The following is a 12,712-nucleotide window of genomic DNA, read 5'->3' as shown; positions in this document are numbered from 1 at the left end:
TTAAAGTTAATATATATTTACTAAATAAAAAATCTCGACAAATATAAGTCGAGATAAATAGATTTAGCAATCTATAAATCTCCTTCCCATCGCTCGCAGGTCAAACGGTGATTGTTAATTAGGCAGTTCTCCTGGCTCTAGTTCATCGCTCGCTCAGTCTTCCCAGAATTTTTCCAGTGACATTTGTTGAGTTCGCTCCCTAATACAGTGGCGGGACCGCGTTGGCATTTAACCAAACTTCCCTATTAAGTCCTTTCGGACACCTAATTCTATATATGAAATTTTATTTACTCTCATAAACAAGGCTTATCTTATCACTATGATTTATTTATGTCAATAGTGTTTGCATATATTTTTTTACAAAAATTCTTATTTTACCAACAACTTTATGCAAACTAACATAAAGTTATTTAAAAATCTGAATTTGCCCGCACCACTTTTTCCATTCCAACGCCCCAGTAACAATAATATTAGGTGGCGTTCCAATCATCGTCATAATCCCACCAAACCCAGCAGCAAATGCTAGTGGCATCAACCACCTAGATACAGGGATTTTCGCAACTGAACAAATGCCAATAATAACATCAGTCGTTCCTTTATTAGAACTAATAGAGGACAATATCGCGGCAACTAACATAATTGCAATCATTAACTTATTTTCACTTTTTCCAGAGCCTTTTACGACGATATTGCCAATTTTCTGTGTGAATGAATCGAAACACATAGCCAAGAAACCATAACACAAAAAATATAATGGACATGTTGACTGCTATATTTAAAAACGGATTTGTCGTCACTGGTTGCATATTACTTTCACCTCAATAATCATTTTAAAATTGCATAAAAAAACATATCTCTGCTAATCATTGAGATTGCCAAAAGCATCTATCCCATTATACAGTGGTGTGGATGATGGTGGAAAAGCATATGCTGTCAAAATGGAAAGGATCCATAGAGGTAACACACATAAAAAGTTGATGACGATTTTTTTTATTTTTCTTTTCATAGTTTCCCCCTTTTCACTTTTTCGTAGATTTGCATTATCTTCTGCTCTGTTTTTGTATACAAATAAGTACTTCTTGCAGAAATAAACTACCTTATTATAATTTATGAAAAGAAGAATAAATTGGAAACAATCATTTTTAGGTTCTTCATCCTTTATCCGATAATTAACCTGCTCTAAGACTCCCATCTTCTACAAGCGGGAGTTATATCCATTGAGCACAGGCGAGCGATTAAATCCCTGGATAACGATTTATAAAATTCAGATGGAGTTAAAACTCCATCTGAATTAAGAACTCTATTTATAAATATTGCTTTTATAGATGGTTATAACTATCTATAGGAGGTGATTTGATTGAGTCATATTGATATCAAAAAAACAATGGAGCAAACACTTTGTCAAAAGCAAGAGGAAGTTAGAAACTACCAACGATTTGCACATGCATTTGATGACCCAGAAGCTGCAAAAATGTTTGCACATTTTGCAGAAGCAGAAATGCTTCACGCAACGCAACTTATTGATATGCTAAAAAAATTTAATTAAAAAGCATAGCAAAATACGCCCGAGAGTTTATTCTCTTAGGGCGTATTTTTATACGGCGGGACTATGGGTCTCGGTAAGAGCTAGCGCTCTTACTGAGATATCTTTGTTTATCATTTGTCGTTTCAGTACGAACATGCTACAATGATATTCATCTACAAAGAAAAGAGGTTTAGCTGTGCAATTTCTTAAAGAACTCTATCATTATCTACCAATAAACGAACAAGAAATCTCAGATAAAAAAGCGATGAGTCTAATGATTGAAAAATTTCCCGATACAATTTTATTACGTGACAACACAATTGCTCATATAGCTGTTTCTGGTTTTATTGTCAATCAAACTTATGATAAAACCTTGATGATTCATCATAATATCTATCAATCCTGGGGATGGACTGGTGGACACGCGGATGGCGATAGTAATTTATTGCAGGTTGCAATAAAAGAAGCAAAAGAAGAAACGGGAATCTCACAAGCTGCACCACTTACTAATTCACTTGCCGGAATTGATATTCTCCCTGTATTCAGTCATATGAAACAAGGGAAATTCGTCAATACACATTTACATCTTTGTTTTTCTTATCTGCTTATTGCTGATGAGTCAGAAACATTACAATACAAACCTGATGAAAACAGCGGAGTAAAATGGCTACCCTTTAGTCAAATTTCTAACTATTGTTCAGAAGCTCATATGATCCCTGTATATGAAAAATTAATTCAAAAGGTAAAATACTATGCAAACAAATAGTACAACAATGATGCTTAAAGAAATCGTTACACCCTTACTCCGTTGGTATCATAGCCATGCACGCATTTTACCTTGGCGTGAAAATCCTAATCCTTACTTCGTCTGGATATCCGAAATCATGCTCCAACAAACACGCGTCGAAGCAGTGAAACCATATTTTGATCGTTTTATTTCCGCCTTGCCAACCGTTGAGTCATTAGCTGAAGTTCCCGAAAATGAATTATTAAAACTTTGGGAAGGATTAGGCTATTATAACCGTGCCCGAAATTTACAAAAAGCAGCACAAGAAATTGTTATAAATTATGACGGAAAGCTTCCTGCAAACTATAAAAAACTTCTTGCATTGCCCGGGATTGGTCCTTATACAGCTGGAGCCATTTCCTCTATCGCTTATCAAATTCCCGTTCCAGCAGTTGATGGAAATGTTTTAAGAGTGATTACACGTTTACTAGCAAGCCGCGATGATATTATGAAAGAAAAAACTCGCAAAAAAATTGAATCGTACCTTGCGCAAGTTATCCCCGCAAATGAAGCGGGTAATTTTAATCAATCCTTAATGGAGCTCGGTGCAACGGTTTGTTTACCGAAAGGAGCCGTAAAATGCTATAGCTGCCCGCTCAAGCAAATTTGTTTGAGTTTCGCTGAAGATTGCATAAGTGAAATCCCTGTAAAAGCACCTAAAAAAACTAAACGTATAGAAAGTTATACGATGCTTCGCTTACAATATGAAAATAAAATTGCTTTGCAAAAAAGACCATCCACCGGCTTACTTGCAAGCCTATGGGAATTACCTCACTTAGATGATCACATGGGGCAAGCACAAATAATTCATTATCTCCAAGAAAAAAACTATAAAGTAAAAAATATTACTCCGCTTCCGCCTTCCAAACACATTTTCACCCATATTGAATGGCATATGATAGGATATTACATTGAGTTAGAACAAATTCCTGTCAAAAGCAATTATCATTGGATTTCACCACAAAACCTTATAGATGATTATGCCATTCCAACGGCTTTTAAAGGTTATCTCTAAATTTTAAAAATAGATTTTCTGTTAATAATGCTTTTATAAACTTTAAATATGTTTATAAAAGCATTATATTTCCCCTAATATATTTATTTTTATCTAGCAAATTAATATTATGCCTTCATTATTTAGCTGGCTTTACTTTGACAATAACACATCATTTCTACTATACTCTTATTTATGACATTTTAAGAATAATAGGAAAAGGTGTGATTTTTTTGAATCTATTCCGAACAAAAAGCATAGAAGATATGCGTGCCATGGCTAAAAATTCTGGTATGGTAAAAAATTTAGGAGCAATTGATTTGGTTTTGCTCGGCATCGGCTGTGTTATCGGAACGGGAATTTTTGTGTTGACTGGCGTTGCTGCTGCAAAATATGCGGGACCTGCCGTAATGATTTCTTTTATTATTTCTGGTTTAGCCTGTGCTTTTGCTGGCCTTGCCTATGCAGAATTTGCTTCTATCGTTCCTTCATCAGGTAGTGCCTATACATACACTTATGCATCCTTAGGTGAATTTATCGCGTTTCTCGTTGGTTGGAATCTAATTTTAGAGTATACTGTAACTTCTAGTGCCGTTGCTTCTGGCTGGTCGGGTTATGTTGTTGGATTACTAAAGTCGACTGGGATAGAATTGCCACATGCATTCACTTTAGTTCCTGCTGATGGTGGCATTGTAAATATTCCAGCCATTTTAATTACAATGTTTTTAAGCTTATTGCTAATTCGCGGTACACAAGAAAGTGCCAAATTAAATAAAATTTTAGTATTTATTAAATTAGTAGCCGTATTTATCTTTCTTGCTCTTGCCGGTCCTAAAGTAAATCCTGTAAACTGGGAGCCATTTATGCCTTTCGGATTTTCTGGCATTGCGAGTGGTGCCGCTATTGTTTTCTTTGCTTACATTGGATTTGATGCTGTTGCGACCTCAGCAGAAGAATGTCGCAATCCATCTCGTGATTTACCAATTGGTATTATTGGGTCTTTACTGGTTTGTACAGTATTGTATGTTGTTGTTGCTGGAGTCTTAACAGGTGTTGTTCCTTATACTGAATTAAATAATCCCGAACCTGTAGCTTTTGCGCTGCGCTATATCGGGTACAATATCGGCTCTGCATTAGTTGCAGTAGGTGCAATTGCTGGTATTACTACAGTGTTACTCGTTCTTCTTTACGGACAAGCACGTATTTTCTTCGCGATGTCTCGTGACGGAATGGTTCCTGCAAAAGTATGTAAAATTCATTCCCGTTACAAAACACCATACCTTGTTACAATTCTTGGTGCAATCTTGGTATCGTTAATTGCAGGCTTTGCTCCTATCGGCTTGATTGCTGAAATGGCGAATATCGGTACATTAAGTGCATTTCTAATTGCTGCAATAGGTGTCTTGGTTCTGAGATTTACGAAACCTGATTTACCACGTAATTTTAAATGTCCATTTATTTACCTTGTATCACCACTTGCTGTAATTGCATGTGGGTACCTCATGTATAATCTTCCCTTCGATACTTGGGTACGTTTCTTCGTTTGGTGCGCAATTGGCATATTCGTTTATTTTAGTTATAGCTACAAACACAGTGCAATCGCGGACCATGATGAAAATTAAAACAACTTTATAATTTATTAAAAAGCCCCTTAAATGTTTTCAAAACATTTAAGGGGCTTTTTAGTAGGATAGAAAATGAATATCTCAAGATTATATTAGTAGTAAATACAATCTTTACTTTTATTGAAAAGTACCATTATAAATTAACCTTTGTCACTATCGACACATTATCCGCAGCAATAATTATTTTCGATACTAATTTTCTATTCCAGTGAGAGTATTTCTCGTATGTATTAGTATTATTATCGCAATTATAGTAAATAAGCTACTATATAACCAAATCTCACCATACAAATTAGTATAGTAAAAATAATATTTTCTATTATCCTAAAAGATCATCTTTCACTTTTTCAATGCCAATTCGCTCAATCATACGACCAAACCGCTCATATTTTCTTGCATTTTCCTTATAATATTTTATTACTTTTTCAACTAAAGGCACTACTTCTTCTCTAGTAATATTTTCTGTCAATTTATCCGCTATTCTAGGTAAAACACCGGCACTACCGCCAATCACAATTGTATAACCTTTATTATTTCCCATAACCCCTAAATCTCTAACTGCATTTTCTGAACAGGAATTCGGGCAACCCGATACGGCAATTTTAAATTTCGCTGGAAGATCCATGCCGTGATACATTTTATCAATTTCTAATCCTAATGATACAGTGTCTTGTTGCGCCCGTTTACAAAAAGTTTGGGCAGGACAAATTCTAACACTACGTACACAGCTACCAATCGGACAACCTTTTTCCATTCCTAATTCGTTCCAAACAGCATCTAAATCATCTTCCTGAATACCTATAAGCGCTAATCGTTGCGAAGATGTAACTTTAATCGCAGCTGCATTATATTTATCAAGAACATCTGCCATTTTCCGTAATATATTACTATCGGTAATAATGCCGCCCGGAATATGCGGAGCAACTGCATATGTTTTTTTATCTCGTTGAAGAATCGCACCTTGTTCTAAAATATCTTTTTTTATTTCCATAAAATATTTCTCCCCATAAAAAGTTATGTAAACTACATAATTAAAGAGGCAAGTATGATTTTCCTGCTTATTTTTTTAAATGAAGTAAGTGAAAAATCTAAAACTTGTTTATCTCTTCTGTTTACGTCGAAAATATAAAATACCAACAACTATTACCATCAATATAATAAAAACAATACTTACTTCATGTCCTATCGTTCGTAATACCTGCCAATTTTCACCTAATGCCATACCTATATAAAGAATTAACGCAGTCCATGGTAATGAACCTAAAATCGTATAAAATACAAATTTATATAGATTCACCCCTGCGAATCCAGCTGGCAATGAAATAAATGTACGAATAACAGGCAACATTCTACTAAAAAACACCGCACTAATTCCATACGTATCAAACCAATGCTGTGCACTATCTACATGCGATTTTTTCATTAAAAAATATTTTCCATACTGATCTACAAACGGTCGTCCACCATATTTCCCTACATAATAGGCAAAGAGCGAACCAACTAAACCACCAACCATTCCCCAAAACAAAGCTCCGCTAAAAGACATCTTTCCAATAAAAATTAAATACCCTCCAAACCCTAGAATTAGCTCACTAGGGATTGGAATACAAGCATTTTCTAATGCCATTAAAAAAGCGACTGCAAAATATCCCCATGAGTTAATAAACTCTAAAAAAACTTCCGTAAACTGTTCCATATAAATCTCCATTCCTGTCCTATTTATCAAATTATTTTATACTCTATTTTGAAAACAGACCATTATTATTATAAAACCAATAAAAATAATCGTCCAGTTATATCTCTATATTTTGCCTAAAGGCATAATTAATGTAAAAAAATTAATTAAACAATAATAACAACCACCCCATAGAGTTTTCAAGTTAAAGTTATTTTAAATCCTATTTGATTGAAAATATTTGGAATCCATTGTATAATTATTGTCATACATAGGAAATTATTATTTCTTTTTGTAAATTAATGCTGAAAAGGTGGGATTCTTATGGCAACGGTAAGAAATATCAATGGAACTTCTGACAGAAAGCCCGATGAATTTGATTCATGGAAAGATTTTTGGGAGTCTCGTACAGGGAAAAGTTTTGATAATTGCTCGTGCATCGGATGTTCAAACAAAGCCGAAATAGGTGGACATGTACAGAAGGAATCCGCTAACTCAAGAGATTTTTGGTATATAGCTCCTTTATGCCAAAGCTGTAATCACAAAACAGAACCATTCAGTGTTGTAGATTATAATTTAGAAAGAGTAAATCCATACGATTAATAGAATTAACAAGCCCACTAAGAAATAAATCTTAGTGGGTTTTTTATTGTGTAAAAAACTTTTAGATTTTCTTAAAAATATGAAAATCTAAAAAAATTCTATTATGAATGTCTTATTATAAAGATAAATCTAGCCATGAAATTTTTATAATTATTTAAATACTTTTTTATCTTCAATAACAATATGTTCAAATAACCACCTTTTTAAGAAGTCTCTAATTTCAACTAATATTTCATTAGGAGATTTTTTCAATTTATCATTATTAAGAGATAAAATAATATTTCTAAATTTTTTGTGCTTTTCTTGATGTTCTTTCAAATATTGAGGATCCATTTGTCTAATGAACAATTCTTCAAAATAAAAATGATATGTCGTATATTCTCTAAGTTTCGCTAAAACTTGGATGACCATTTCGCTAGTTATACCATAACATCTTATTAAAAGCATCTGCTCGATATCTCGTGCTATTTTAAAAAGTTCCTTATGTTGCTCATCAATTTCCTCTACCCCAACACTGATAGACTCATCCCAATCAAATTTGAAATCAAACATTAAGCCTCACCGCCTTTCACTTTCAACCATTTATCTCATAATGATTTTATACGAGGCTTAGCCTTTTGATTTTGGGTCCATCTGATCAAGAAGTTCTTGAATCTTTGGGGTGCAACGACGACCATGGCAAGACCCAGAACCCACACCCGTGACTTTTTGCACTTCAGCTATCGTTCTTGCGCCATTGTCAATCGCTTTTTTTATACTAGTACGATTAATTCCTTTGCATAGACATACTTTTGTAAGTTTATCTAGAATGTTCTGAGGTAAAGTCTCATTATCCATGATTTGTCTCCTTTATGATTCGGATATAATTAAATCTTGATATAGTATACTATATAATCTAGGAGTAAAATAAGTTATATAGTGCTGAACCACACAGCTTATTTTATATTTTAAAAGCATTTTTTATGCAAACCTGTTTCGAAGTGCATTAACTGTTAATATAAAACTCTATTCTTTCTTAATTTGTTGAGCGCAAAATAAATTATAGAGCAACGGATTTTTATAGATATTTCCTCCATCTAAACTTATAAAAAAGTCATAATTTATATTTCCACACGTAAATATCCTATTAATTTTTAGAAAATCTTTGTTAAAAATAATTGCAAATGCAAAAGTAGAAGGAAAGAAATTTCACGGTGTCCGTCATAATCATTCAATACCAAGCCATAATGAAATAATTGTAGATGCTATAAAATATCTATATGAAAATCGAAATGGTATCAACAACGCTTTATTTAAAAGCATTGTTGATACCATTTCGTTACCGTGATATACGGTTCATATTGTTACCAATCTTCCGACGGTTGTATTCACTGGTGCGCCTGGCACGATTCGAACGTGCGACACACGGCTTAGAAGTGCGAAAAAACGATGTTATAAACGCGCATGGATACAGTAAAATGAACGTTTTGTTTCTCGTAAATTATCATAAAACATATAAAAACAGGTCGTTTTTCCATGTCGCTGCACACCTGTTGCACACTATTTTGAAATAACTTAATTTAAAAATTAACTTTAAGCAGATTATCATATACTGGTTGTTTTTCTCTTTCCCAAATAGAAAAACCAATCCGCATTTTTTCACAAAAATCTGAAACATTTATGTCTATTACATTACCAGATTCATTACATCTAAGTTGATAGGCGAAATAAATATTACCTGGACTACTAAATGTGTATTTTGTTAAAAGTTCGTGTGCACGTTGTTTTTCAAGATCACTACTAAATTCATGCATTAATGCACATCTTATTGCATAACAATCACTTCCTGATATTGCTACTGAATCACGTCCAGGTTCAATATTTTTCTGTAAAAGATAATATTTATGTGAAACATATTGATCAAACCACCGCACGTATCTTTTACTTGAATATGAATTAGGGGTATCTATACACCCACAGATATCTGGAATAATTAATGCAATAGTTAACGCCCCATACCAATTTTTATCCTCCAATGATTTCATCATTGCATTTACTAGACCCTTCATTTACATCATCTCCAACTAATTTTATATAAAAATTCTCCATAAAACACAAAAAGCCTGCAGTTCAAATTAACGATGCAGGATTTAACTTTAAGTTTACCACTAATGTTACAATGGCTATTATTTTGTTTTATGTTAAAGCCCCAGGCATTTCTGTACCAATGCCTGGGGGCTTTTGCGTGTCATTGCGCACTATTTTGGGGCATATCTAAAAGAAATAAATTAACAAAATATTTCTCCTTTTTTATACAACACTCTAATCACTTCTTGTTTTTGGTTATGTACTAATTTATACAAATCCAGCTCCATCGAGTTACCATCTATAATATATTCTGTTAAACAATCCAAAAATTCATCTTGGAACTTTTCAAATAAATTATTTAATTCACTACCTAACTCACGATCTATTTCATTCGCGAGATCAATAAATTCATTATTGATTTTCATTCTACTATCTGTATATAATCCAAAAAGAGGAGTAACTGCTGTATTTTGATTTTCCCCATTGTCTATATCCTGTTTACTTTTTTGTGCTTGTAATATTATTTTTTTATTGTTCGAAAAAAAATCATTAACAAAAGATAAATCTTTCAATAAAAATTCTTTAAACCAATAAATTTTATAATTTTTTTTAGCCTCTGAAATCCTATATTTCTTATCTTTCAAATAAAATATAATAATTATTATCAAATTAGATAACGATGCAATTGCCATAACTATATCCGATATATTACCGAAATTCATTTTTTTAACCACATCCATTAAGTCATTTAAATTAGTTTGCGAAATAATAAAATAAATTCCCTCAAAAAACAGCATAGACATATCATCGTTTTAATGGATTAGAGGTTTTTAAAGCTCTAGAAATTCCATCCTCTATATTTTTTAAAATTATAGATCCACAATTAAATACGTATTTTTTCCGAAATCCATCTTCACCTAGCTTACGCACGCTAGGTCCAAAGCATCCTAAAAAAAATGATGAATTAATTGACCAAATTTCTTCTGGAATAAAAACATTCACAATCTCATCTTCTTTTAAATCTAACTTATCTAAATTAAAATTTTTCCTAGCATTTTCCCCTTTATCCCTGCCTGAAAAAATTTTTATATTCCCTTTTATTAATTTACTAAAATCTATTTCCATTATGATTTTCTCCTTCATTAACATGCTGAGAAAGATATTCTTTATCGAGATAGAACCTCATAGAAATAATTGTTCCCGGAAAGAAATTTTTTAAAATTTGCACATATTTTTTATCAGGTTTTTTATATAAATCATTTTCTTCATTAAAAGCTATTATTTGTCTTTTTTCTCCATTAAAATCTTTTTCTTTTAATCTATATTTCCCGTCCAAAACTATGTGTACGTGACCAGATGTAATGCTCATGATAGGTTTTCGACCATTTGCAGTACCACCAATTGATTGAAAGCTTTCAATCAGCTTAATTGTCCCTGTTCCCCTATCTGGGTCTTTATCTGTTCTCAACCTACTAATACCATCTTGCAACGCATATAAAGTCCATAGAGCTTCTTTTGTCCAATGTCGAGATATCAATGATTTATGTTTTTTATATAAATCTTCTAAAGATTGCTTAATACGAAGTTTATCTGTATCATCTCTAATTGCCGATAACCCTTCGTAAATAGTACGCCCAAAATTAAATATTACAAGATGACATTCTCCGTATTTATTTAATTTATCTTGCTGTTTAAAATAATGTCCTAGCGTAAACCATCTACCATATTCCCCAGAATGCAACTTACAATTATTTATTACTTCTCCAACCATCTCACCCATAACACTTTTTCCTTCAAGCTTTAAAGTAAACCCTTGAGTAGCTAAACACTTTAAAAAATATTGAACAACTCTTGTACCTATGACATCGCAATCTAAAGATCTTTGTAATTCCAATTTTAGTATTCTATTATTCTTAGGTTCTTCAAATCCTAAATGCTTTAACATTCCACTGGCTTCTAATATTTCTCTAACAACATCGTTCTCTGGCATCATTCCAGACAGACTAAAACGTCGATTCCCTCGACGTCTTTTATTTCGAATTTCCAACAATATGACATCCATAACAGTTGATGCACAAATACCTAAATTATCACAAGATGAATGGTCAAACTTTAATTGTCGAGTATGTTTTCCCATTCCACAATAATACATATGTTTTAAAATCTCAATACATTCATCGGGATTAGAGTTAAATGAAAAATCTTTAGGTATTTTTATTGTTAGAGTTCTCTTTTCTTCTCTTTTTATGCTAACTTTTCCAAATTCAACTTTATCTAAAAACTTTATAATTTTATTTTCAGTATATTCCCTTTTAATTTTTTTAACTCTTCTATGTAATCTCCGTAGCAACTTTTCAACTTTATTTTTTAAAAAAAAATATTTTTTTCTGTTTTTTTTGGAGTTTGCCATTGTCGCACCAACTTCTCTGTAGGCTTTTATAATATTACTTTTCTACATAAAGATACAAACTCCTGTAAGATATTAATTACAAAAGTAAATCATTTTAAATAAAAAGCCTGAATCAAGTAAAAATACTAGATTCTGGCTTCATTCATTACGCTTTAACAGCAGTTTCAATTTTAGAAAACAAACAGTCGCTATAATGACCTTTATGGAATCGTTTATCACCCTGCAGTTCTTTCATGGTATTATATTCAGAAGTTTCAACACCGCCGCATAAAGGGCATACACTAAAAGGAGAACTAACACTTCCTGTTGTAAAATCACAGCGCTGTTCCACTCTACGCCATTCTAACTTTATAGCAATTTCTTTTAATATTTTATTATCATTCACCTAAAACACATCCTAGAAGTTAATTTTTACTCCTGCTGTTTCAACATCACTATCTTTATACGCCCATCCACCAATATAATCATTCTTCCAGATTGGAAAATCAATCAAATACGCAGTTCCGTTTGTACCATATCCAATTCCAATTGCCCAGCGCTTTGTTTTATCAACTATTTGGGGCGTCACGGTGGCATCAAATGTAATTGTGCTGGTTTGATTTAATGCAACTTTATTTTTATCAAACAGAAATTGCTCATCATCGGATTTGCTGAATTGTACATCTTTTCCGTTTAACTTCACATTGAACTCCGTTTTTCCGATCGTTGCATCGAGATCGGTTTTTTCAAGCGATTCTTTCGTAACTTCTTTGCCTGTTTCCGCATCGATATATCGTTCAATGATGGTTTCTTTCGGTACATATGCAATCTGCGTTTCTGTTTCACCCGTGATTTTTCCTTCTATATAAATAGGCTTTTCAATTTCTACAGTATGTACTTCTGTTTTTGTATCGATGCGCGGATAATATTGTGTACCTACATAGAATCCTAGAAAAACTCCAACGCATAAAATACAAAGATGAACTACTGCAGTTCTTATTTTATCACTCATGTTCTCATTTTCTCCTTTTATAATTTTGATGATAA

At 32.7% G+C, this 12,712-nt stretch carries 16 protein-coding genes and 1 riboswitch; of the genes, 5 read left to right on the top strand and 11 right to left on the bottom strand.

The window, feature by feature from the left end; genetic code table 11:
- Positions 1 to 104: 104 nt before the first annotated feature.
- Positions 105 to 282, bottom strand: a riboswitch (cobalamin riboswitch).
- A 124-nt stretch (positions 283 to 406) separates the two neighbouring features.
- Positions 407 to 724, bottom strand: coding sequence for an SLC13 family permease (locus tag ACWZFG_RS02220; protein ID WP_177504896.1), 318 nt, complete (start codon positions 722 to 724; stop codon positions 407 to 409).
- A 633-nt stretch (positions 725 to 1,357) separates the two neighbouring features.
- On the opposite strand from ACWZFG_RS02220, the gene ACWZFG_RS02215 reads away from it, so the two are divergent.
- The 4 genes from ACWZFG_RS02215 (at position 1,358) to ACWZFG_RS02200 (ending at position 4,928) form a co-directional block, all read left to right on the top strand.
- Complete coding sequence (locus ACWZFG_RS02215; RefSeq protein WP_177504894.1) at positions 1,358 to 1,546, top strand: ferritin family protein; 189 nt, start codon at positions 1,358 to 1,360, stop codon at positions 1,544 to 1,546.
- A gap of 175 nt (positions 1,547 to 1,721) precedes the next feature.
- On the top strand, positions 1,722 to 2,291 hold the full coding sequence (locus tag ACWZFG_RS02210; protein ID WP_177504893.1) for an NUDIX hydrolase: 570 nt from the start codon (positions 1,722 to 1,724) through the stop codon (positions 2,289 to 2,291).
- The gene (mutY, locus tag ACWZFG_RS02205) at positions 2,278 to 3,327 is read left to right on the top strand and encodes an A/G-specific adenine glycosylase (RefSeq protein ID WP_418626996.1); all 1,050 of its coding nucleotides are present in this window, start codon (positions 2,278 to 2,280) and stop codon (positions 3,325 to 3,327) included. The genes ACWZFG_RS02210 and mutY overlap by 14 nt, the downstream gene beginning before the upstream one ends.
- A 212-nt stretch (positions 3,328 to 3,539) precedes the next feature.
- The gene (locus tag ACWZFG_RS02200; protein ID WP_418626995.1) at positions 3,540 to 4,928 is read left to right on the top strand and encodes an amino acid permease; all 1,389 of its coding nucleotides are present in this window, start codon (positions 3,540 to 3,542) and stop codon (positions 4,926 to 4,928) included.
- 322 nt (positions 4,929 to 5,250) lie between these two features.
- On the opposite strand, the gene ACWZFG_RS02195 is transcribed toward ACWZFG_RS02200, so the two are convergent.
- Complete coding sequence (locus tag ACWZFG_RS02195) at positions 5,251 to 5,922, bottom strand: NAD(P)/FAD-dependent oxidoreductase (protein ID WP_177504891.1); 672 nt, start codon at positions 5,920 to 5,922, stop codon at positions 5,251 to 5,253.
- A 108-nt stretch (positions 5,923 to 6,030) separates the two neighbouring features.
- Complete coding sequence (locus ACWZFG_RS02190) at positions 6,031 to 6,627, bottom strand: DedA family protein (protein WP_177504890.1); 597 nt, start codon at positions 6,625 to 6,627, stop codon at positions 6,031 to 6,033.
- Between the two features lie 303 nt (positions 6,628 to 6,930).
- Between ACWZFG_RS02190 and ACWZFG_RS02185 the strand changes: the two genes are divergently transcribed.
- On the top strand, positions 6,931 to 7,209 hold the full coding sequence (locus ACWZFG_RS02185) for a hypothetical protein (protein ID WP_177504889.1): 279 nt from the start codon (positions 6,931 to 6,933) through the stop codon (positions 7,207 to 7,209).
- Between the two features lie 150 nt (positions 7,210 to 7,359).
- Here the strand turns inward: ACWZFG_RS02185 and ACWZFG_RS02180 are convergent, their stop codons facing one another.
- The 8 genes from ACWZFG_RS02180 to ACWZFG_RS02145 all read right to left on the bottom strand — a co-directional run.
- On the bottom strand, positions 7,360 to 7,761 hold the full coding sequence (locus tag ACWZFG_RS02180; protein ID WP_177504888.1) for a bacteriohemerythrin: 402 nt from the start codon (positions 7,759 to 7,761) through the stop codon (positions 7,360 to 7,362).
- Positions 7,762 to 7,818: 57 nt separating this feature from the next.
- Entirely contained in the window at positions 7,819 to 8,046 is a 228-nt protein-coding gene (locus ACWZFG_RS02175) for a (2Fe-2S)-binding protein (RefSeq protein ID WP_177504887.1), read from the bottom strand.
- 722 nt (positions 8,047 to 8,768) lie between these two features.
- Positions 8,769 to 9,257 carry a hypothetical protein gene (locus ACWZFG_RS02170; RefSeq protein WP_455576967.1) on the bottom strand — a complete coding sequence of 163 codons (489 nt, stop codon included), beginning with the start codon at positions 9,255 to 9,257 and terminating at the stop codon, positions 8,769 to 8,771.
- Between the two features lie 219 nt (positions 9,258 to 9,476).
- On the bottom strand, positions 9,477 to 10,073 hold the full coding sequence (locus ACWZFG_RS02165) for a hypothetical protein (RefSeq protein WP_455576966.1): 597 nt from the start codon (positions 10,071 to 10,073) through the stop codon (positions 9,477 to 9,479).
- Positions 10,074 to 10,080: 7 nt separating this feature from the next.
- Positions 10,081 to 10,401, bottom strand: coding sequence for a hypothetical protein (locus tag ACWZFG_RS02160; protein WP_455576965.1), 321 nt, complete (start codon positions 10,399 to 10,401; stop codon positions 10,081 to 10,083).
- Positions 10,385 to 11,686 carry a hypothetical protein gene (locus tag ACWZFG_RS02155; protein WP_455576964.1) on the bottom strand — a complete coding sequence of 434 codons (1,302 nt, stop codon included), beginning with the start codon at positions 11,684 to 11,686 and terminating at the stop codon, positions 10,385 to 10,387. The genes ACWZFG_RS02160 and ACWZFG_RS02155 overlap by 17 nt, the downstream gene beginning before the upstream one ends.
- Before the next feature lie 145 nt (positions 11,687 to 11,831).
- A complete protein-coding gene (locus tag ACWZFG_RS02150) occupies positions 11,832 to 12,071 on the bottom strand; it encodes a hypothetical protein (protein WP_455576963.1) in 240 nt (79 codons plus the stop codon).
- Between the two features lie 12 nt (positions 12,072 to 12,083).
- Positions 12,084 to 12,712 (bottom strand): hypothetical protein (locus ACWZFG_RS02145; protein WP_455576962.1); only part of this gene is annotated, 629 nt, incomplete at its 5' end.

It is taken from the genome of Anaerosinus sp., assembly GCF_965318445.1.
The sequence above is the reverse complement of the archived record's forward strand: the minus strand, read 5'-3'. Positions and strand labels throughout refer to the sequence as shown.

Bases quoted from the DNA above. Each gene is read 5' to 3' on its own strand.
- ACWZFG_RS02220 (WP_177504896.1), bottom strand. From the start codon at position 724: ATGTGTTTCGATTCATTCACACAGAAAATTGGCAATATCGTCGTAAAA.
- mutY (WP_418626996.1), top strand. From the start codon at position 2,278: ATGCAAACAAATAGTACAACAATGATGCTTAAAGAAATCGTTACACCC.
- ACWZFG_RS02195 (WP_177504891.1), bottom strand. From the start codon at position 5,922: ATGGAAATAAAAAAAGATATTTTAGAACAAGGTGCGATTCTTCAACGA.
- ACWZFG_RS02190 (WP_177504890.1), bottom strand. From the start codon at position 6,627: ATGGAACAGTTTACGGAAGTTTTTTTAGAGTTTATTAACTCATGGGGA.
- ACWZFG_RS02185 (WP_177504889.1), top strand. From the start codon at position 6,931: ATGGCAACGGTAAGAAATATCAATGGAACTTCTGACAGAAAGCCCGAT.
- ACWZFG_RS02180 (WP_177504888.1), bottom strand. From the start codon at position 7,761: ATGTTTGATTTCAAATTTGATTGGGATGAGTCTATCAGTGTTGGGGTA.
- ACWZFG_RS02175 (WP_177504887.1), bottom strand. From the start codon at position 8,046: ATGGATAATGAGACTTTACCTCAGAACATTCTAGATAAACTTACAAAA.
- ACWZFG_RS02170 (WP_455576967.1), bottom strand. From the start codon at position 9,257: ATGAAGGGTCTAGTAAATGCAATGATGAAATCATTGGAGGATAAAAAT.
- ACWZFG_RS02165 (WP_455576966.1), bottom strand. From the start codon at position 10,073: ATGCTGTTTTTTGAGGGAATTTATTTTATTATTTCGCAAACTAATTTA.
- ACWZFG_RS02160 (WP_455576965.1), bottom strand. From the start codon at position 10,401: ATGGAAATAGATTTTAGTAAATTAATAAAAGGGAATATAAAAATTTTT.
- ACWZFG_RS02155 (WP_455576964.1), bottom strand. From the start codon at position 11,686: ATGGCAAACTCCAAAAAAAACAGAAAAAAATATTTTTTTTTAAAAAAT.